Source organism: Filomicrobium sp. (assembly GCF_025698805.1).
GTDB classification, from domain to species: Bacteria; Pseudomonadota; Alphaproteobacteria; order Rhizobiales; family Hyphomicrobiaceae; genus Filomicrobium; species Filomicrobium insigne.
Window position 1 is genome coordinate 733,401 of sequence record NZ_JAILWT010000003.1, and the last position, 21,054, is coordinate 754,454.

The window sequence follows — 21,054 nt, forward strand, 5'->3', positions numbered from 1 at the left end:
GAAGGCCGTAGGAATGTTGAACCAGACGGCCAAGAGCCAGCCCAGCGCTGAACAATTTGCCGAAGGCGTCGCCGCAGGTGATCGCGCTATGCTGGCGCGCACCATCACGCTGATTGAAAGCACCAAGGCTGAACATCAAGCTCTCGCGCAACGGGTGCTGCAGCTTTTGCTGCCTCGCACCGGCGGTGCCGTCCGGCTTGGCATCACTGGTGTGCCGGGTGTGGGTAAGTCGACCACCATCGACCAACTGGGCATGAACCTCGTTAATAGCGGGCTGAAAGTCGCGGTGCTCGCGGTCGATCCGACGTCGCGGCGAACCGGGGGCTCCATCCTTGGCGACAAGACCCGCATGAGCCAGCTTGCGCAGAGCTCACAGGCCTTCATCCGACCGTCGCCGTCCTCGGGCACGCTGGGGGGCGTTACGCGCAAGACCCGTGAAACAATGGCTGTGGTCGAAGCGGCCGGCTTCGATGTCGTGATCGTCGAGACGGTGGGTGTCGGACAATCCGAAACCGCCGTTGCCGATATGGTCGACTTCTTCCTCGTGCTGTTGCTGGCCGGTGGTGGCGATGATCTGCAGGGGATCAAGAAGGGCATCATCGAGATTGCGGACATGATCGCGATCAACAAGGCCGATGGCGACAACGTGTTGCGCGCGAAGAATGCCGCTGCCGAATACCGCAACGCACTGCATATCCTCGCGCCGCAATCGACGACATGGTCGCCGCCGGTTCTTACGATTTCAGGCGCCACGAACAATGGTCTTGATGAACTGTGGGACAAAATCAAACAACATCGCGAATTGACGACGGCTTCCGGTGAGTTCGCCGAGCGGCGCCGTCATCAGGCTGTTGGCTGGATGCGTGACATGCTGGAAGCGCGGCTGATGGGAGCATTGCACTCCAATGCGAAGGTCGCTGCTGAGCTGCCTCAGATCGAAGCTGATGTTCGCAATGGACAACTGCTGCCAACGCTCGCTGTTGACCGGATCATGGCGCTGATGGGCATGTCCTGAGCCAATAGAGCCGTTCGGTAGCTTGTGAGTCTGCCCAAGCGGACTAAGTTTGCGAGAATGACCCAGATAGCGACGGCTCGCGTGCTCATTACCGGTTTCGGTTCGTTTCCAGGTGTACCTGAAAACGCCTCCGCGGTCGTTGTAGAGCGGTTGGCGCTCTCGATCGCAGCACTTCCAGGCGTGCGGCTGACTTGGCGTATCCTCCCCGTCGATTGGGAGGTTGCTCCCCGACAGGTCGCTGAATTGATTGCAGACGAAAATCCGCAAGTCATTTTGCATTTCGGGGTGTCACGCCGCGCGGAGGGGCTTGTTATTGAAACCCTCGCTCGCAATCATTGCCACAGCAGCGTTGATATCTGCGGGAGCTTTCCGTTGGCCCCGAAAATTGCGGCCGACGCGCCGGATGCGCTCCCTTCGACCTTTCCGGCGGCCTCCATCGTCGATCGGCTCCGCGCGGAGGGGTTTCCCGCGCAGCTCTCCGAGGATGCGGGCGGCTATCTGTGCAATAACGTGTTGTATACCTCGCTCAACCGTCTATCTGGAAACAACAGTTGCATCGGCTTTGTTCACCTTCCGGTCGACCTCAGCGGCAAGAACGGCAGGCTTTCCGTAGACGACATCGTTAACGGTGGCGTTGCGATCCTGCAGACTTGCCTCGAGGAGAGGGGCTTCTGAGGGTTTTATGGCCCGCTGTTTGCATGCTCAGCCACTACTGATCATGACCGCGGAGCCGCTTCCCTATGGATTTCAATCGCAGAGCCGTTCTGGCGACGAGTACCGGCCTTGCCTTCGCTCTTGGCGCCACCTCGGTTGCCGCGCGCCCGACACAAGCGGCTGCCGTCGATGACGGATCTGCGCTCAAGTTGCGGTCCGGCTCCGCCCGAGATCAAGCCGCTGTTCTACAAGATGCAATCGACGTCGCGTACGCCGCGGGTCGCCCTGTCCTGCTTCCCGCTGGCCGCTTTGTCGTAGGCGGGCTGGAATTGAGAAACGGCACGCGGCTGATTGGAGCTCACGGCACGACGGCGCTCGTGGGCGCTAACGCCGAGAGCATCATCTCCGCACGCAACGTATCGAATATTGTCATTGAGGGGATACGGCTTGAGGGCAGTGGACAGGTTCAACACGTCGTATCGCTGGAGGACTGTCAGAACATACGGCTCGAAAATCTGGAGATTCAGGGAGCTTCAGGCTCAGCGCTTCGTGTTCGGGCCTGTGCGGGCCGCATTGAAGGTTGCATGATCTCAGAAATCGGCGCCGTCGGCATTTTCGCTTTGGATTCCGCGGGGCTTGAAATCACCCGAAACACCATTGCCCATTGCGGCAATAACGGCATTCAAGTTTGGCGCTCGCATGCGGGCGATGACAGCACGATGGTCTCCGGCAATCGCATCTCACACGTTACGGCCAGAGACGGTGGCGACGGGCCGAACGGCAACGGCATCAACGTCTTTCGCGCAAACAACGTGACTGTCGCCAACAACAAGATCAGCGATTGCGCGTTTTCCGCTGTACGGGGCAACGCCGCGTCGAACATTCAGATTGTCGGCAATACGTGCCAAAGGCTCGGCGAGGTCGCGCTTTACGCGGAGTTTGGCTTTGAAGGCGCGGTGATTTCGCAGAACCTCGTGGATACGGCGGCCACCGGTATCGCCGTCACCAACTTCAATGAGGGCGGACGGCTTGCGGTGGTGCAGGGCAATCTTGTGCGCAATCTATTCCGGCGTGAGCACGAGCCGGTCGACAAACGCGGCGAGGGCATCACCGTCGAGGCCGACGCGACCGTAACGGGCAATACGATCGAGGAGGCGGCGACCGCTGGTCTCGCAATCGGCTGGGGTGCTTACATGCGCAACGTCTCGGCGACGGGGAACGTAATCCGGGAGGCGAGCGTCGGCATCATGATTTCCGCAGACAAAGACGCCGGAGCCTGCCTTGTTTCCGGCAACATGATTTCAGGCTCGCGAAACGGGGCGATCCGCGCAATGGATCATGGCCGTGTGATCGGACCAGATCTTTCGACAACGACCACGCAAACGGGGCGCGTGTCGATCTTCGGCAATCTGGCCGTCTAGGGGCTTTGTTTGGTTGTGCTTCTTATCGGAAAACGTGTGTCCACTTTTCCGGAAGCACTTCGATTTGCCTGCTCGTGCTTCTAGATCTTCAACTGATCAAAGGCGCGCTCCAGCGCGGGGGCTGTGCGGATCGTTCCAACTTCAGCGCCCCGCCAGCTCTTCAAGACATTGCGCTGCATCAGGTCGGGCGTCTCGGGAATGACGCGTTCGACGAGCGCCAATGCCGTACCGGCTGACGCGCGTGTCGTGCCATCGTCGATCTTCAAAGCAAACCCTAGCCCAAGCTCAGGGAAGCCGCCGCAATACACACCTTCGGCGCCTGTCTTCATAAAGACACGTCCGGAGAGCTTGCGCATGACGACGCTATCGGCCCGCCCGGGACCTGCGACCAGTTCAGGTTCGCTCCAGCAGGCCGACATGATCGTACGAAAGGCCGAGGCGCGCTCGGAGGACAGACCTTCTCCCGTCACCAGCCGCGCAAACATGCCGGCCAAGGTCGACAGTGGCAGGGCCCAGTTCGGAACCGAACAACCATCGATTCCCATGACATCATTGCCCAGCGGAAGGTCGCTCATGCTTGCCATGATCTCGTGCACGCGTTTCTGTACGGGATGTTCCGGCAGCCAGTATCCGGTTATGTCCTCTCCGAGATGCTTTGCGGTCGCGAGCATGCCTGCATGCTTGCCCGAGCAGTTGTTATGCAGCTGATTTGGTTCGTTGCCTGATCGCCAAAGGGCTTTGGCGGCGGATGCGCCAAGCGGTGAATGCACGCCGCACCCAAGCGCATCCTCCCCCAGGCTGATCTTCTTCAGCATCGCGGCCGCCAGGCTGGCGTGACGCTCACTGCCGACATGGGACGCGCAGGCCAGAGCAATATCGGCGGCATCGAAGCCATAGTGTTCCGCCGCCCCCGATTCTATCAACGGCAGACACTGGATCGACTTGATGGATGAGCGTGGAAATACGGGACGTGTCACGTTCCCCAGGCTCAGGGCCAGGCTCTGATCCGTGCGGGCGATGGCCAACGCACCCGTGTGCGTGCTCTCGATCAAGGCACCACGGGTGACCTCGATCAGGATGGGATTGCTCATTGATGCCTCAACACTTTGAACGGCCGCTCGTGACATGGCAGGCTCATTTTGCCCGCAAACTCGCAATTCTCCGGGCCATGTCAAATGTTTTTGCCCCGTTCTAGGCCTTTCGCACTACGGCCAGACCGCCAATTTCTTGGTCAGGGACACTAAACCCCATTTTTGCTTCCGCCAGACCCGCTTATGTTCCGCGTCCGCGTGCCATCGATTCGGCTATATGAGCGCACCATTGTCGTGCCGCGGCCAGCCCCTATTTGGATCTAGGGATAACCGCGCTACTCCTTCGCGATCTCTCGTCGTTTGCTTGTTAAGGGACAGCTCTTGAACGCTATTAATGCCCGTATCGCCAAAGAACTGGATGTTCAACTTGCCCAAGTCACCGCAGCCGTCGACCTGCTCGGCGAAGGGGCGACTGTGCCATTTATCGCACGTTACCGGAAAGAGAAGACCGGCGGTCTCGACGACACGCAATTGCGCAAGCTTGAGGAACGCCTCGGTTATCTCACTGAGCTAGAGCAACGCCGGGCAACCGTGCTGAAAAGCATTACAGAGCAAGACAAGCTGACGCCCGAGCTTGAGCGCTCAATCCGCGCTGCGGAAAGTAAGGTCGAGCTGGAGGACCTTTATGCGCCCTTCAAGCCCAAGCGGCGCACGAAAGCCCAGATTGCACGCGAGGCGGGGCTTGAGCCTCTCGCCGACATGCTTATCAACGATCCAACACGCGATCCCTCGCAGGAAGCCACGAAATTCATCAACGCTGAACAGGGCGTCGTGGACGCCAAGGGCGCGCTCGATGGCGCGCGCGCTATTCTGATCGAACGCATTGCCGAAGACGCCGCGCTTGTGGGCGATTTGCGACAATGGCTGTGGAGCAACGGCGTTCTCACTTCGAAGGTCATCAAGGGCAAACAGGACGAGGGCGCCAAGTTCTCGGACTACTTCGATTTCAGCCAGCCTGTCCGTGACGTTCCTTCCCACAGAGCGCTGGCCCTTTTACGCGGTCAGAATGAGGGATTTCTCAGCCTTAACCTCGACGTTTCTGTCGAAGGGCGACAGCCCCACCCGGCGGACATGAAGATTAGGGCGGCGGCCAACATCGCCGACCGGAACCGTCCTGCTGATAGCTGGCTTGTCGAGACGGCCCGCCTCACCTGGAAGAAGCTACACGGCTCGCTTTCCACGGACCTGATGGTGCGACTGAAAGAAGATGCCGACACTGCCGCTATCGGAGTTTTCAAGTCCAACCTCAAGGATTTGCTCCTTGCTGCGCCTGCCGGCGCGCGGGTGACGATGGGGCTGGACCCCGGCATTCGCACGGGCGTCAAAGTTGCCGTCGTCGATCATACGGGCAAGCTGCTCGATACGGCCACGATCTATCCGCACGAGCCCCGCAACGATTGGGCTGGCTCTCTGGCGGTGCTCGCGGCGCTTTGCGCCAAACACAAAGTCAATCTCATCGCGATTGGAAACGGCACGGCCAGCCGGGAGACCGATAAGCTTGTCGGCGACCTGATGAAGAAACATGCGGAGCTCAAGCTCGCAAAAATCATGGTCTCGGAAGCTGGCGCGTCGGTTTATTCGGCATCCGAACTCGCTAGCCAAGAATTTCCCAATCTCGACGTGTCCCTGCGCGGCGCGGTCTCCATTGCGCGGCGCCTGCAGGATCCGCTGGCGGAACTGGTCAAGATCGAGCCCAAGGCTATCGGCGTCGGCCAGTATCAGCACGACGTCAATCAGACCGCGCTTGGCCGCTCGCTCGACGCTGTCGTCGAGGATTGCGTGAACTCGGTGGGCGTCGACGTCAACATGGCCTCTGCTCCTTTGTTGGCACGCGTTGCCGGTCTCAATGCCACCATCGCGCAAAACATCGTGCTGCACCGGAACGAGAATGGCGCCTTCAAGAAGCGCTCCGAGATCAAGAAAGTGGCGCGGCTCGGGCCCAAGGCCTTTGAACAAGCGGCCGGGTTCCTGCGCATCATGAACGGCGCGAACCCGCTCGACGCCTCTGCTGTTCACCCCGAGGCCTATGCCGTCGTGGAGCGGATCGCTGAGACGACCAAGCGGCCCCTCAAAGCCATGATCGGCGACGGCGCATTCCTGAAGTCTCTCGATCCCAAACAATTTGCTGACGAGCGCTTCGGTACGCCGACTGTCATCGACATCCTCTCGGAACTTGAAAAGCCGGGGCGCGATCCACGGCCAGAATTCAAAACCGCCGAATTCAAGGAAGGTGTCGAGAAAATCGCCGACTTGCACCCGGGCATGGCTCTTGAGGGCGTCGTGACGAACGTCGCGGCCTTCGGTGCATTCGTCGATATCGGCGTGCATCAGGACGGGCTCGTGCACATCTCGGAATTGGCCGACCGGTTCGTGAAGGACCCGCGCGAGGTGGTGAAAGCGGGTGATGTCGTGCGCGTACGGGTAAAGGACGTCGATGTCGACCGCAAACGCATCGCGCTTACCATGAAGTCTGGTGCAATCGATGGGACATCGTCAGGACCGTCCTCGCAGGCGGGCCGTGATACGTCGCGAGGCGCGCAGCGCTCAACCTCACGGCCCCCGCAGACCGCTCCCTCCGGCGGCGAATCCGCATTTGCCGCTGCGTTCAAGCGTGCGCAGGGGCAGGAGAAGGGGTGAGGGGTGGCGGCGCGCTCTGCTCAGTTATGGCGGTTCTTTCAGGGTTAAAGCGGACTTCATAATCCGTCGCCGCAAATTCTGCCTTTGCCCCAAGGCGGCTGTTGCTGGGTCTTTTAGATGCGGCGATGGCCATGTATTGGGGATTGTTCTAGGTTGGAAATTGCAACCGAACGGAGGGAAGTCGCGGGATGCAAAAAATGGTCCGCCGCATCTTTGGAGCCAGTCTGGTCTTCGGGGCATTGGTATTCACCGGCTCGGCGCTGAGCCAGACGATTTCGCCGAAGGAAACGCGGGCCATTGCAAAGGAGGCCTACACCTGGGGCTTCCCGCTGGTCGACAGCTACCGCATCCAGTATTCGTATTTCGTCGACAATGGCGGCGCTGAATTCAAGGCGCCCTGGAATACGATCTATAACAACGCCCGGGTCTACACACCCGAGGACAAGGCGATCCAGACACCTAATTCCGATACACCGTATTCCTATGTCGGCGCTGACCTTCGCGCCGAGCCTATCGTCCTGACCGTCCCGGCTGTCGAGGAGGCGCGTTACTACTCGCTGCAGTTCATCGATATGTACACCTTCAACTTTGCCTACGTAGGCAGCCGCGCGACCGGTAATGAGGCCGGTAGCTTTCTGCTGTCGGGGCCGAACTGGAGCGGCGAGACACCGTCGGGCATCAAGGCAGTCATCCGATCCGAGACGGACTTCGCCTTTATCCTGTACCGCACCCAGCTTTTCAGTCTGGAGGACATCGGCAGCGTCGAGAAGATCCAGGCGGGGTACAAGGTTGAGCCGCTCTCGGTCTTTGTCGGTGGGTCCGCGCCCCCGGCGGCACCCGCAATCGATTTTCCAAAGCCCATCTTGGCCGAAGAGGAAAAGTCCTCGCTCGCCTTCTTCAACCAGCTCAACTTCATCCTGCAGTTCTGCCCCACCAACCCCGCCGAAGTGGAGCTTCGGAAGCGCTTTGCCAAGATTGGCATCGAGCCTGGCAAGGCATTTGATGCGGCAGCGCTCTCGCCTGAGATGCGGAAGGCGATCGAGGACGGGATGGCGGACGCCTGGGCGGAGTTCGAGAGCTACAAGAAGAACGAGATCGACACCGGAAAAGTGTCGAGCGCCGATGGTTTCGGCACCCGCGCGTTCCTCGACGGCCGCTATCTCGATCGCATGGCAAGCGCTGTGCTCGGAATCTACGGCAACTCGAAAGAGGAGGCTCTTTATCCGGCCTACTTCGTCGATGCCGGCGGTCAGCCTCTCGCCGGATCCGATCGATACACGATCCGCTTTACACCCGGCGAGCTGCCGCCGGTGAACGCCTTTTGGTCGCTCACGCTATACGAGCTTCCCGCAAGCTTGCTCTACGCGAACCCGATCAACCGCTACTTGATCAACTCGCCGATGCTTCCGAGCCTTAAAACGGATGCTGACGGCGGATATACTCTCTACGTGCAACACGAGTCTCCCGGCACGAGCGAGGAATCGAACTGGCTTCCCGCTCCCGCGGGGCAATTCTTCTTGGTAATGCGGCTCTACTGGCCGAAGCAGGAAGCGCTCGACGGTGCGTGGAAAACCCCGCCGCTCCAGCCGGCAAACTGAAGGAGTCTGAAGTGAAACGGAACATATACATCGCCGTGCTCGGCGCCGCTGCGCTTCTTGCTCTGCCTGCGGCGGCAGCGGAAGACGAACCAATTCCCGTCAGTGTCGATAACTTTGCCCGGGCCGAATCGGACCTTTATTTCAGCAACGTGGTGAAGGAGGATGGCTTCGGGCAATTGACGCACCGCCGCGAGCCAGCCGACATCGACAATCAGTCCGTCATCCGGCTCAATCGCGATACTCTCTATTCCTCCGCAGTGTTCGATCTCGACGCCGGGTCGGTCACCGTTACCATGCCCGATGCCGGCAGCCGCTTCATGTCGCTCATGGTACTGACCGAAGATCACTATGTGCCGATGGTTCACTACGGCGCCGGGCCGGTGACGCTTGAAAAGGAAACAGTCGGCACCCGATACGCTGTCATCGCCATCCGGACGGTGGTCAATCCCTCAGACCAGGAAGACGTTAAAACTGTCCACGCGCTTCAGGATGCGATCAAGATCGATCAGGCGAGCCGCGGCAGCTTCGAGATCCCGAACTGGGATCAGGCCAGCCAGAAGAAAGTACGCGATGCGCTTCTGATTCTTCAGTCGACGCTTCCCGATTTCAAAAAGGCCTTCGGTTCCAGGGAAGAAGTCGATCCAATCCGGCATCTGCTGGGCACGGCCGCAGGGTGGGGCGGCAACCCGGACAAGGATGCTTTCTATCTAAACGTCACGCCCGACGGGAACGACGGCAATACCGTCTACAAGCTACAGGTGGGGGATGTGCCAGTGGACGGGTTCTGGTCGGTGAGCCTTTACAATGGGGACGGCTACTTCGAGAAGAACCACTACGACGCATATTCGGTCAACAACATCACCGCCGAGAAGAACGACGACGGGACGATCGAGATTCAGTTTGGCGGCTGCGACGGAAAGATCCCCAACTGCCTGCCGATTATGAAGGGCTGGAACTACACTGTTCGCCTCTATCGGCCGCGCGCTGAGATTCTGGACGGCTCCTGGACCTTCCCGGAGCCGCAGCCAGGCGGTTGAGATGTTATCGATCCACTGGCCGCGCCAACCTTTCGCGGATGAGCAGGCCCCAGCCGATGGCCGCTTATGGCGCAAAGCGGACCGCGGCTCCGCTACATGAATCCGACGCTGCTGGTAAGATCCGATTTCTCGCCGTTTGTCGTCACGGATCGGAGCGGCTCTTTACACCGCCAATTGACGATCCTCTTGGGCCAGGCCGCCATAGTCCCGGGCACTTGCAGCAGCCTCATGCACGACGACATAGGTGGCGACAGGCAGGCCGGTACCGCGCACGCTTCTCAAAAGGTCGTTTGCTGCCTTTACGAAGCGTGCCTTCTCAACGCGGACAAGAGCCCCAGCAGAGACGGTTTGACCTCTGGCGTCCGCCCACAACCCTGGCATGTGGCATACCACTAAAGGCGTAGTTTTTCGCAACTGCTACGCGAAACCGCACTCCATCAGAGCACAGACATGATCTATTCTTGGCGTCCGTTTCATCGGCCTCGTCATCCTGCCCGGATGACAAGCGCCGTTAAAACGGACAGCGACGTATTATGCGGCGTTGGAAAAAATGGGCGCTTGATCGGCTGCTAAAGACAAACGCGCGCGCCCTATAAAAAACGACCGCCGTGCCGACAGGTTGTGTCAGGGGAAACGCGAACAGTGTTGAAAAACAAGGTTATTACTGCTGAAGACGCCATTGCTCTGATCAACGACAACGATGTGGTGACCACCACCGGGTTCGTGCAGAGCTGCATTCCCGAAGCGCTGCATGCAGCGCTTGAAAACCGCTTTGTGCGTAGCGGCGGTCCACGCGGCCTCACCCTCATCATGTGCGCGGGCGCCGGAGACAGCAAAGGTCTCGGCACCGGCCGCCTGCACCACGAAGGGCTTTTGTCGCGCGTCATCGCGGCAAACTTCGGCCGCATGCCGAAGGTCGCGGAGGCCGCCCAGAACAACAAGATCCAAGCCTATAATCTGCCGCAAGGGATCATCGCCAAGCTTTACCGCTCGTGTGCTGCAGGTTCGCCCGGTCTCTTCTCCAAGGTCGGGCTGCACACCTACGTCGATCCGCGCCTTGGCGGCGGTAAGGTCAATGACGTAACGACTGAGGACATCGTCAATTTGATCGAGGTCGCCGGACAGGAGTGGCTCTTCTATAAGGCGACGCCCATCAACGTGGCCTTGATCCGTGCCACCAGCGCCGACCCCTCCGGCAACCTGAGCATGGAGAAGGAGGCCCTGACGCTCGACGTTCTCGCCCAGGCCATGGCTGCGCACAACAATGGTGGCCTCGTCATCGCGCAGGTTGAACGCATTGTCGCCGAAGGTTCGCTCAAGCCGAAGGATGTCAAGGTTCCCGGCGTTCTCGTGGATTGTGTCGTCGTCGCCGATCCGCCCGAGATGCACCGCATGAACTACGGGGTTGTTTACAATCCCGCACTCTCCGGCGAAACCCGCGTCCCCGTCGAGAACATGGCCAGGATGCCTCTCAATGAGCGCAAGATCATTGCCCGGCGTGCCGCGTTCGAGCTGCCGCCGAACGGTGTCATCAACCTCGGCGTTGGTGCACCTGATGGCGTCGCGTCGGTCGCCAACGAGGAAAAGGTCACCCCCTATATCGTCATGACGACGGAAGCCGGCGCTGTCGGCGGCGTGCTTGCCGGCGGCTCAAGCTTCGGCTCTGCGGCCAACGCGCATGCAGTCATCGACCAGAACCAGATGTTTGACTTCTATCACGGGGGCGGTCTGGACCTCACGTGTCTCGGCATGGCCGAATGCAGTGAGAGCGGAAACGTCAACACGAGCCGTTTCGGCGGCCGTCTGAACGGCTGTGGCGGCTTTATCGACATCTCGCAGAACTCCCGTGCTGTCGTGTTTGCAGGGACGTTTACGGCGGGCGGCCTGAAGATCGCGATCGAGGACGGCAAGCTGCGCATCCTGCAAGAGGGGCGCGCGCAGAAGTTCGTAAAGCGAGTCGAGCAAATCACGTTCTCTGGCACCTACGCCGCAATGCGCGCACAGCCCGTGCTCTATGTTACGGAACGCTGCGTCTTCCGACTCACGCTCGAAGGGTTGGAACTCATCGAAGTCGCACCAGGCATCGACATCGACAAAGACATCCTGCCTCACATGGCGTTCACGCCCGTGATCAAAGCGCCGATCCTAATGAACGCGCGCATCTTCCGGGATGAGCCGATGGAATTGTTGGCGGAGCTCACCAACAGGAACCTGCCCGAACGGGTCAGTTACGATAAAGCCCGGAATATCCTGTTCCTCAACCTTGAGGGCTGGGCCATGCGCAAGCAGAGCGATCTGGCCGACCTCAGGCAGGTTCTGGTGGATGGGTGCGAGAAGGCGGGCAAGCGGGTTAATGCCGTCGTCAATCAGGATGGCTGCCGCATCGCGGACGACCTGCAAGATGATTATGCCGAGCTCGTCGATTTCATGATGAAGCGCTACTACGCGACCATGGCGCGCTATACCACGAGCGCGTTCATGCATCTCAAGATGCAGGATGCCGTATCCAAGCGCGGACTGCAGCCTCATATCTTCGAGAGTGGCGATGAAGCTCACGCCGCAAAGTCACCCGCCGGTCTTGAAGACGATTGGGATGGGCTCGTGAATTGGAAGGCTAAGGGGTAGGTCGCGAGGTGTTAGCTGGATCGCGGAGATTGCCCTGGCCGTCTCCGCATCCCCTGCCTCGGCACTGTGCGCAAAGCAGACAGAGCGGCAACGTCTGACGCCCTGTCACTCTTCATCCGTACGCGTGGCGTGAACAGCTGTGCAGGTTGGGGATGGCTGCCTGAAAGCGCTTTGGGAATGCGCGGCGCAGACGGTCGGGACCGACTGCAAATATTGGCTGGGGCGCCAGGATTCGAACCTGGGAATGGCGGTACCAAAAACCGCTGCCTTACCACTTGGCTACGCCCCATCAGACCGGATGGTCTTTTACAGCGTTTTCGCCGGGTTTCAAGTGCGGCAAACGCGAGGCTGGGCGCTAAAAAAGGGGAGAACTCCCAGCCTGTACTTCGTGTCGCACCTTGGCAGGCCCTTCGGCCGGCCCGCCAAGATGAAACCAATCAACTCGCCTGTGGCTTGTTAGTGACCCGACTTGCGGAAGACCATAGATGCGCCGATTCCTGCGGCGGCAGCCAGGGCAACGGCGAGTATGCCATACAAAAGCTGATGCGAGAATGCGAGCTGGTGCATGAGACGCATAAGGCCTTGGCGTTCCATCCTGATCTTTGAGGTATAGCTCGCCAGCATTTCCTCATCGCGGATCAAGTAGACACGAGCGATGAGATTGCCCACCAGAACGCTCGGCGGCAGATCGATCGTTGAGCGGAAAAGTACGCGCCCGTTGAAGGTGACGCTGTTTTCACGCTCAACATACAGGCCGTTTTTCTTTTTCAACCGCAGCAATGCTTCCGCATACCCTTTCCTCTCAGCCGCCGACAAGGCGCCGGCTCCGTTCGACGGGCTGCTGAGTAGGTTCTCGATGCCGATATTATGCTTGCTATAAAATGCACTTCCCGCGATCTCCGCTAGCGGGCGTGACGACTGAAGTGCATAGAAGCTAGGAACATCTTTAAAGCTCGCGGATTCCGTATTGATCCACATGCCCGCGACGTTGTTCTTTTTACGCAGGACGACCTGTTCGTCCCGGCCCTGAATGGCCACGACGACATCATAGGGCGCGTTGCCAATACGGGAGAAGTTGGAGTCGTCAATGGCACCGAACAGAACGATCTCCGCGCCATGGAAGGATGACGTCACAGCGACACTGCGAGCCGCGACATCGGCTTCCACGGAGATGCCTTCCACGTAGCTGCGCTGGACACCACGGGCAGCTTCAGTCGTGTCGCTGACCGCCGCTGGGGGGGTAGAAGGTTGGCTGATATTGGCGCGGTTCTGGGACCACCAGAAATAGAAGGCAGCTGCAAGAGCAGTCGCCCCCAGAACAAAGCCAACGACAGCATAAACCGCATAGCGGGAGAACGGGCGTCGCTCCGCTTCCAATCCGCTTGCCATATTCTGTGCCCGTTGCATCAGTGTCCCCCTCCGGCAATACCGCTCAGTGAGTAGAGCTCTTCCGGCGGGATAAAGAGATCCCAGCCCATACGGACACCCACAAGCAGCACGAGACCCGCCAACAAGAAGCGAAGCTGTTCGCCCTTGAGCTTCTCGCCGGCCACCGCGCCGAACTGCGCGCCGATCACACCACCCGCCATCAGAAGCAGAGCCAGAACGATGTCGACGTTCATGTTGGTGATGGCGTGCAAGATGGTTGTCGCAGCCGTCACGAACACGACCTGAAAGAGTGAAGTACCCACAACGACCGAGGTCGGCATCCGCAGCAGATAGATCATCGCGGGAACGATGATGAAACCGCCACCAACGCCCATGATTGCAGACATGAACCCGACAAGGATACCGATGAGCAGCGGTGGCACCGCGCTGATGTACAGCTTCGATCTATGGAAGCGGATCTTGTAAGGCAGGCCGTGGATCCAGCTGTGCTGGCCCGGACGACGGGCCGAAACCTGTTTGCCCGCCTTAGCTTTTCGCATCGTGTTGAGGCTTTCGATCAGCATCAACGAGCCGATCAGGCCTAGAAACACAACGTATACGATCGAAACGAGTAATTCGAACTGGCCCTGAGCACGCAGGATCTTGACGACCTGTACGCCGACCATCGAACCCATGATACCGCCGACCAGCAAGATGACGCCCATCTTGATGTCGACATTCTTGCGTCGGTACTGGGCAATTGCACCAGATGCCGATGACGCCACGATCTGTGCGGCTTCCGTTCCAACAGCCACAGCCGGAGGAATTCCGGAAAAGATCAGAAGCGGGGTCATCAAGAACCCGCCTCCAACTCCAAACATTCCAGAAAGAAAACCGACTGCGCCCCCCATACCCAAGAACACAAATATGTTCGCGGACATCTCGGCGATAGGCAGATAAATGTTCATGTCAGCTGGTCAATCTCGATCCCCGACAACGAGTACGCAGCCTCCCCACGACTATGCGAACTTGTCGTAACGTATTGATTGCGGCGGTAGCCGCGCCTCTGTAAGCAATAATCTTAGTGCCCCGTCAACCATGGGTGGCGGTCCGGCAACATAGCCCATTGCATTGTCGCCATAACGCCCTTCCATGGCCCGCTTCGCTGCCTCATGGACAAATCCACCATCCAGGCGAACCTGCGGGAATTCAGGATGCGTCGGAGAAGCGGGGGCCTCATCCGACAGCGCCAAGGTTACTTCCAGAGCTCCTTGCGCCTTATCGACGTAATCGGCAAGCTCCTTGACGTAGAAACCATCGGCAAGCGTACGGACCCCGAAGAATATATATCCCTTATGCTTCCGGAAATGCTCCGTTAGTGTTGCCCGCTCGAGAATGGACATAATCCCGGCGATCCCCGACCCACCAGCGATGCCGATGAAGTCCTTCTGGTCTTCCGGACCGAAGGTTGCAGCTCCTAAGGGTCCAAAAATCTTGAGCTCCTTGCCCACCAACTCGTTGGCAAACAGCCACTCGGAGAATCCACCGCCCGGCTTACGCTTCACGACAAACGACAACTCGTTCGTCCCTTCCACGTAATTGACCATTGAATACGCCCGGCCACCGAGAACATCTGGCGTCTCGACCACAGCGAACTGGCCGGCCTTGAAGGTCATGGGACTCGAAAGCGTAAGGTCAAAGTGGATTACATCCGCCGTAAGCTGACGGGCCACAGCGATACGCGCGACACGCCATTTAGGGGCAGCGCTCAGATCGGTTGCTTGCGTAACGTTCGCCGGCACCCGCAGCACGCAATCGCTGTTGGCGCGCGCCTGGCACATCAAGACGTCGCCCTTGTCGCGCTTGAGCTTCGCAGCGCCGGGCGCTTCCGGCCAAGCCATCTCCACCGAACCATCCATGACACGAGCGCGGCAGCTTCCGCACGTGCCGGTCGCACATTCGTAAGGAAGGCTGAGCCCGGCAGACAGGCCCGAGAAAAGTATGGGTTCAGAGCAGTCACCTGTGTAGGTGAAGACGCCCGATTTTGTTTCCAGTTTTATTTTCATTGGCCATCCAGCACTTGTAAAAGTGGGAAGCGGAAGAAAAGGCTTGAGCACGCACGCAGCGCGCTGTCCCTCAAGCCCCGTTCGCGTTAGGCGTTCGTGAAGAAGGAGTCGTCGTCCATATCGTCTTCGTCGTCGAACTCATAGACGATCTCACCCTCGATGAAGGCATAGACGTCGCCGTTTTCTTCCTTGACGTCATAGGTCTTCAACGGCTTCTCAGTCTCGCTACCGTCCATCTCGAGCGTGCGCAAGTCCCACGCCCACAGGTGTTTGGTGCATGTGAGCACACAATTCGCGACGACACCGGACTCTTCCAGCGGTTCTTCCATGTGAGGGCAAATCGGCGGCATAACCCGGAACCCCTCTCCATAGTTGACGACGAGCACCGAGATGCCCTCAACCCACACCTTGTGACAGGTGTTTTTTGGTACGTCCGAAGCCGCACACACTTTGATCCAGCTCATAAGTTTTCCCTTTCGGACACGAGGCGCCTAACGGGCAGCTTTGTTCGCTGCCCGATACGGACGGTGTCATCCCAGAATAGTAGCTTTTTGCTCTAGGGCGTAGGATCGCGGCCTTAGATTGGCCAGTGCGAACCCTTATCGAGGCGGCGGTTGTCGATTTTGACTTCCCGCTTCACAAACTTGGCCTCACCGTTGTCCAGCTTAAACGTATCGTAGTACTTGCCGGTCAGGAACAGGCGGCTTTCACCGGCCTCGATATGCGAATTGAAGCCATCCAACACGTTCATATAGACGACAAACGAGCTAACCGCGGTCGCCTTATCATCTTCGACATCCACGGTGTAGACGGACGTGTGGCGACGCAACCAGGAATGGTCCGTATTGTGCTTCGGCAGATGGCTTACGAGGGTTTCCATCTCCTTCCGGCTGCCCTGCAGGTAGATCATGTCCTTATTGATTTCAGGGCTGAAGGCCGTGATGGCATAATGAAAGCTCTCGTCGCAAAGACCGAGCCAGTCGTTCCACTTCTCATCATCCAGCGCAACAGTCGCGCGATAGATCGTATCGCGCACTTTCGATGCGGCGTCTGCGCCGTTCTTATTCATTAGTGGTCCTCCCAAGAAGCCAAAGTGCCGACAGTCAATACCCGTATCTCGGGCGCGTAGAAGAGATCCGTCAATACGGGCGTAGATCTCTGCTGACTGTCATCTTTCAAAGTACGCTTGCGGTGATCAATACGGGCGGCCCAATGCCGGGCCGCCCGATGCAGGCGGGCACAAGCCCGCCTGGGATTACTCAGCCGCTGCTACTGCAGCGTCACCAGCAGCTCCGGCGCGCGGCGTGTAAGGCTGCGTCGGGTTCGTTGGCGAACGGTTGATCCAACGGCCCCACTCTTCGTAGTAGTGACGCATGCCGTTCTCGTCGTGGATCGTCTGGTTTTCCTGACGACCATGGAGAATGCGACGGGGCTCAGACTTTGGAGCCATCGTAGCGCCCTGACCAACAACACCAACAAGGTCTTCGTGCAGGTTACGACCGAACGGACCCCAGATGGAGTTGTGGTGGTTGATACGCGTCATGCGCTCTTCCGGCGTATCACGCTTCAAGCCAAGCCCACGGAACTCGATCAAAACCTGATTTGGACCCAAGGGCGTAACAGTGTCACAACGCAGCGCAGAACCGCGCAGGTTGAAGTTGAAGCCCGGGAACAAGTCGATCATGTACCACTGGTTCGGCGGCAGATGCGGGAACGACAGTTCCGCGCGGCTTTCGAACCCTTCGTAGTTCTCGTAGTTCACGGTGAACGTACCAACAACAACGTGACCGTTATCGAAGGCTTCGTTTTTGCGTGCGAAGTACGCATCGTTAAAGCCGGTCACGCGGTTATGGTAGTGCATGAAGTCGTGATAGAACTCGCTGTTGGTGTCATGCCACAGCTTGTAGTTCGTATTCACGATCGCCTTGTGATAGTGGAAAACCTCGAGCGGCTCGGCATCGAGCGTCTCGCGGAGGCATTCGAATGCGGGGCCAGCCCACTCTTCGAGCGACACCTTTGGGCTATCATCCAGGTTGACCCAGACAAAACCACCGAACTTAACTTCGCAACGAAGACGACGGAGACCGACGTTCTCTTTGCAAAGACGATCCTGATAACCTTCCTGCTCACGGGCGACGTATACGCAGTTGCCCTTCATGTCGAACTGCCATGCGTGGAACATGCAGGTCATGCGCTTGGGGTTACCGGACGGCTGCCCCTCGAGGAAGCTACCTGACGGGCGACGCTCAATCATCATGCCACGGTGCGGACAGACGTTCAGAAAGGCGCGAACTTCATTGTCGGCACCACGAACGATAATAATCGGCTCACGCGCGATGCTCGTCGTGCGGAAGTCGTAAGCATTTGGCAGCTCAGACTCGTGACAAACGGGCACCCAAATATGCTTAAAAAGCTTTTCGTTCTCTTCCTCGAAGATCTCCTGGTCCGAGTAGATCCGGCTATCAACCCACTCACCCTGTTGGAGCGGTGGTTCCGCGGTCCACTGACTGTGATTCCTTGCTGGCATCAGTTCCTCCTCAAGCGTCCGGATGTTAATTCCTGTCGCGCGGACGCATGTCGCAGACAAATCCTTCGGAAGGCCGACTATCGGCCGCCTCCGCCGCCGCTCCGTGTTTTCCAGTCTCCAAGTATCAATCACTGCAGACACTTGGCGGATACACGGCCGGTTCATGTCTATCTTAAATAACAAAGAAGAGTGGGAGTCGCCATATCGATGGGATTAAAAGTTCCTATCACATGATCGAACTTGCAAATCAGATATTAGCTGGTTCGCTGAGGGTAATTTGGGTTTGCAAAGCCCCGCAAACCGGGCTCATTCTACGGGCTCGCGCCTCCGCAGGGGCGAGCGACGGAAGGCTAATCATATTCGGCAATATGGATGTTGGCCCAACCTTGATAGGCTTGAGATATGAGGAGATCAAAACGAACAATTTTACAGGTCATGGTTTTACACGGCGCAATTGCACCACGTTGCGGGATTCACTTTGCGAGTTCTGATCAGGAATTGCTTTGCAGTGTCTCAGTGTCGTTAAGCACTCGTGCAGACACTGAAAACACGACCGAATAGAGGCGGTATTTATCGTTTAAAAACAATAAGATGGCCGCCACGTTGAACTCAACCGCATCGTCGGGGATGCATAGAAGGGAGAACTGCACAGAAAGGCAAAAAACAAACCGCCCAAAGCTGGGTGACGGGCAAAGCGCAAACCGCCGTCATCCGAAAAGTTGAATAAAAAAATAAAGAAGCTTTGGCGCTGTCACACAATGTTTCTGGAGGAAACGAATGAAATTGTTTGCGAAAAGCGTTACGTCAGCTGCCCTCGCGTCGGCAGCTATGCTGCTTGCGTCGGCCCCTAGCTCCGCCGATGTTCAGTTTGGCAAGGCCGGAGAACCGGTTAATCTCGTCGTAGGCTATCAGCCGTACTACACGGGTTCTTGGTCCGGTATTGTCGTCAACGGCAAAGAACTCTGGAAGAAATACTTACCTGAAGGCTCTACGGCTGATTTCCAAGTCGGTCTGCAGGGTGCGGTTATCGTGAACGCGATGACCGGTGAAAAGCAGCACATCGGGTATGTCGGCGATATGCCGGCGATCGCTGCCACATTCCGCAACCTTCCCAACCGTGGCGGCACCGATATCCGCATCGTCTCCACGCTGGGTACCTCGAAGCAACAGTGCAACATCTTTCTCGTCCGCAACGACGCCCCGGAATTCAAGTCCGGTACGGATGCGGTCAAGTGGATGGATGGCAAAACCATTTCCGCACCGTTCGGCGCCTGCACCGACCGTTTTGCCCGTCGCGCGTTCGACATTACGGGCATAAAACCAAAGCGGTACCTGAACCAGAGCATCGAGGTAATCACCACCAACTTCACAGCGAAAAAGCTTGATGCCGCCGCCATCTGGGAACCCACAGCCAGCAAGATCGAGCTGAAAGGTATCGCCCGCCGCGTGGCTTCGGGTGAAGATTTCGACATTGTCGACGGCGGCTTCATGGTCATGCTCAATGACCTGATCCAACAACGCCCTGACGTCGTTAAAGGTTGGCTCAATGCCGAGCTTGACGCTCAGCTCTTTCTTGCTGACCTCAACAATGCCGACGCCGTTTCGAAGATGGCAGAGCAGCAAACCGAGCAAATCGACCGTAAAATTTTGTGGGCTGCTCTTTACGGCGGCGCTGAGCCCCAGGTGGGTCAGACCAAGATTCGGCTCGATTTTGTTGCAACGGATCGCGTGAAAAAGCTTCTTGATGATGCGACTGCGTATCTGTACAGCCTGCCTCAAAAGCCCGCAGCCGAAGAGAAAATTCGGCCTGACGCCATGCAGTTCCAATTTGCCGAGGAACTGATGAAAGAGCGGGGGCTGTCGGCGCCTCTCGGTGAGATCAAGACGCGCCCCATGTCGGACTTCAAGCAGTAAGCCGAAGCCGATTGTCGGAGCCTTTGCGGAGGCTCCGACCTAAAGTGGCCGGATTGGGTGAAAAAGACGTCGAAGACGCGCGACACTCAATCCGGCTCACAAACCACCCCTAAGACACAGAAAGAAACCGGGCCGCATTACGCCCCAAAAGCTCGACCTAAACGGCGAGTCCTAAAGCTGGAAAGTGCGCTTCACCATGGCTCAAGCAGCATCAAAATCAAAAAATACGCGGCGCACCGCCCCTCCCAAGGGGTTCGCGCTATTTCTTTACCGGCTGAAGAAATCTTTTTCTACTCCGACGCCGTACCTCACGATCGCCGGTGTCGGCCTGTGGATCTTCGTCTACTGGTTATTGTGCGAGGGACTACGCGTAGACCGCTTTGATAAGATCCCCGGTCCAGTCGCAGTCGCCCGCGACTGGTTCTCGCCCGAGCCCTTCCAGGGTATTTCCATCTTCACGGAAGCCTACTGGAATCACATCTATGTGAGCTGTCGGCGCATCGCGATCGCTTTCGCAATCGCCACCGGCGTAGGTGTTCCTCTGGGGCTCTTCATGGGCTGGTCTAAGAAGATCCGGGATTATATCTTCCCAATTCTTGAGACGCTCCGGCCAATTCCTATCCTTGCTTGGGTTCCATTGGCTATTCTCATGCTCCCAGGCTTTGAGGCACCCGTTATCTTCCTGGCAACGCTGGCTTCGCTCTTCGTTACCACGCTCAACACGATGCTTGGCGTGGAGTCGATCGACGAAGAGTATTTCCGCGCCGCCGGCTGCCTTGGTTCCAGCAACTGGGACATCTTCAAGAACGTCGTCGTTCCCGGAGCTCTGCCATTCATCTTTACGGGCCTTCAGATTTCAATCGGTGTGGCTTGGTTCTCGCTGGTTGCTGCTGAAATGGTCTCCGGTGATCACGGTCTCGGCTATCTCATCGTCGACTCCTACGTGAACAGCGTCACCATTCCGATGGTGATCGGCATGCTCACGCTAGGCCTCATCGGCTGGCTTACCTCCATCCTGGTACGCAGCCTGGGTAACTATCTCATGCAGTGGCACGTGCGCGAGCTCGCGCTTCAAGGTCGCTGATCGAAAACATAAAAGTC

17 protein-coding genes and 1 tRNA gene are annotated in these 21,054 nt (G+C 58.2%); 9 read left to right on the forward strand and 9 right to left on the reverse strand.

The genetic code is table 11. From position 1 onward, the window contains the following. The first annotated feature begins 13 nt into the window (after positions 1 to 13). The 3 genes from meaB (at position 14) to K5845_RS10825 (ending at position 3,090) form a co-directional block, all read left to right on the forward strand. Complete coding sequence (meaB, locus tag K5845_RS10815) at positions 14 to 1,015, forward strand: methylmalonyl Co-A mutase-associated GTPase MeaB (RefSeq protein ID WP_046479259.1); 1,002 nt, start codon at positions 14 to 16, stop codon at positions 1,013 to 1,015. Between the two features lie 57 nt (positions 1,016 to 1,072). Further along, positions 1,073 to 1,690 (forward strand): pyroglutamyl-peptidase I, encoded by a 618-nt coding sequence (locus K5845_RS10820; RefSeq protein ID WP_046479260.1) that lies wholly within the window; start codon positions 1,073 to 1,075, stop codon positions 1,688 to 1,690. A 65-nt stretch (positions 1,691 to 1,755) separates the two neighbouring features. Continuing rightward, on the forward strand, positions 1,756 to 3,090 hold the full coding sequence (locus K5845_RS10825; protein WP_287958971.1) for a TIGR03808 family TAT-translocated repetitive protein: 1,335 nt from the start codon (positions 1,756 to 1,758) through the stop codon (positions 3,088 to 3,090). A gap of 80 nt (positions 3,091 to 3,170) precedes the next feature. On the opposite strand, the gene K5845_RS10830 is transcribed toward K5845_RS10825, so the two are convergent. Next, a complete protein-coding gene (locus tag K5845_RS10830; RefSeq protein ID WP_046479262.1) occupies positions 3,171 to 4,181 on the reverse strand; it encodes an asparaginase in 1,011 nt (336 codons plus the stop codon). 321 nt (positions 4,182 to 4,502) lie between these two features. On the opposite strand from K5845_RS10830, the gene K5845_RS10835 reads away from it, so the two are divergent. From K5845_RS10835 to K5845_RS10845, 3 genes are all read left to right on the forward strand, one after another. Further along, positions 4,503 to 6,818 carry a Tex family protein gene (locus K5845_RS10835; protein WP_287958972.1) on the forward strand — a complete coding sequence of 772 codons (2,316 nt, stop codon included), beginning with the start codon at positions 4,503 to 4,505 and terminating at the stop codon, positions 6,816 to 6,818. A gap of 188 nt (positions 6,819 to 7,006) precedes the next feature. Beyond that, positions 7,007 to 8,416 carry a DUF1254 domain-containing protein gene (locus K5845_RS10840; protein WP_090228652.1) on the forward strand — a complete coding sequence of 470 codons (1,410 nt, stop codon included), beginning with the start codon at positions 7,007 to 7,009 and terminating at the stop codon, positions 8,414 to 8,416. Between the two features lie 11 nt (positions 8,417 to 8,427). Further along, positions 8,428 to 9,453, forward strand: a complete 1,026-nt coding sequence (locus tag K5845_RS10845; RefSeq protein WP_090229358.1) for a DUF1254 domain-containing protein — start codon at positions 8,428 to 8,430, stop codon at positions 9,451 to 9,453. Positions 9,454 to 9,615: 162 nt separating this feature from the next. On the opposite strand, the gene K5845_RS10850 is transcribed toward K5845_RS10845, so the two are convergent. Beyond that, positions 9,616 to 9,834 carry a hypothetical protein gene (locus K5845_RS10850; protein WP_287958973.1) on the reverse strand — a complete coding sequence of 73 codons (219 nt, stop codon included), beginning with the start codon at positions 9,832 to 9,834 and terminating at the stop codon, positions 9,616 to 9,618. Between the two features lie 261 nt (positions 9,835 to 10,095). On the opposite strand from K5845_RS10850, the gene K5845_RS10855 reads away from it, so the two are divergent. Continuing rightward, positions 10,096 to 12,078 carry an acyl CoA:acetate/3-ketoacid CoA transferase gene (locus K5845_RS10855; RefSeq protein WP_046479263.1) on the forward strand — a complete coding sequence of 661 codons (1,983 nt, stop codon included), beginning with the start codon at positions 10,096 to 10,098 and terminating at the stop codon, positions 12,076 to 12,078. 214 nt (positions 12,079 to 12,292) lie between these two features. Here the strand turns inward: K5845_RS10855 and K5845_RS10860 are convergent. The 7 genes from K5845_RS10860 to K5845_RS10890 form a co-directional block, all read right to left on the reverse strand. Continuing rightward, positions 12,293 to 12,367, reverse strand: a tRNA-Gln gene (locus K5845_RS10860). A gap of 167 nt (positions 12,368 to 12,534) precedes the next feature. Beyond that, positions 12,535 to 13,485: a TIGR02186 family protein gene (locus tag K5845_RS10865; protein WP_052743867.1), complete on the reverse strand. Its 951-nt coding sequence runs from the start codon at positions 13,483 to 13,485 to the stop codon at positions 12,535 to 12,537. Then, complete coding sequence (locus K5845_RS10870) at positions 13,485 to 14,414, reverse strand: sulfite exporter TauE/SafE family protein (protein ID WP_046479264.1); 930 nt, start codon at positions 14,412 to 14,414, stop codon at positions 13,485 to 13,487. The genes K5845_RS10865 and K5845_RS10870 overlap by 1 nt, the downstream gene beginning before the upstream one ends. Positions 14,415 to 14,465: 51 nt before the next feature. Beyond that, positions 14,466 to 15,512 carry a 2Fe-2S iron-sulfur cluster-binding protein gene (locus K5845_RS10875; protein ID WP_287958974.1) on the reverse strand — a complete coding sequence of 349 codons (1,047 nt, stop codon included), beginning with the start codon at positions 15,510 to 15,512 and terminating at the stop codon, positions 14,466 to 14,468. An 86-nt stretch (positions 15,513 to 15,598) separates the two neighbouring features. Further along, positions 15,599 to 15,976, reverse strand: a complete 378-nt coding sequence (locus K5845_RS10880; RefSeq protein WP_046479265.1) for a Rieske 2Fe-2S domain-containing protein — start codon at positions 15,974 to 15,976, stop codon at positions 15,599 to 15,601. A gap of 113 nt (positions 15,977 to 16,089) precedes the next feature. Next, entirely contained in the window at positions 16,090 to 16,581 is a 492-nt protein-coding gene (locus K5845_RS10885; protein WP_046479266.1) for an aromatic-ring-hydroxylating dioxygenase subunit beta, read from the reverse strand. A 186-nt stretch (positions 16,582 to 16,767) separates the two neighbouring features. Beyond that, positions 16,768 to 18,039, reverse strand: coding sequence for an aromatic ring-hydroxylating oxygenase subunit alpha (locus K5845_RS10890; RefSeq protein WP_046479267.1), 1,272 nt, complete (start codon positions 18,037 to 18,039; stop codon positions 16,768 to 16,770). Positions 18,040 to 18,816: 777 nt separating this feature from the next. Between K5845_RS10890 and K5845_RS10895 the strand changes: the two genes are divergently transcribed. Together K5845_RS10895 and K5845_RS10900 are read left to right on the forward strand one after the other, a co-directional pair. Next, entirely contained in the window at positions 18,817 to 19,953 is a 1,137-nt protein-coding gene (locus K5845_RS10895) for a type 2 periplasmic-binding domain-containing protein (RefSeq protein ID WP_046479268.1), read from the forward strand. Between the two features lie 196 nt (positions 19,954 to 20,149). After that, the gene (locus tag K5845_RS10900; RefSeq protein WP_046479269.1) at positions 20,150 to 21,037 is read left to right on the forward strand and encodes an ABC transporter permease; all 888 of its coding nucleotides are present in this window, start codon (positions 20,150 to 20,152) and stop codon (positions 21,035 to 21,037) included. Positions 21,038 to 21,054: the final 17 nt, after the last annotated feature.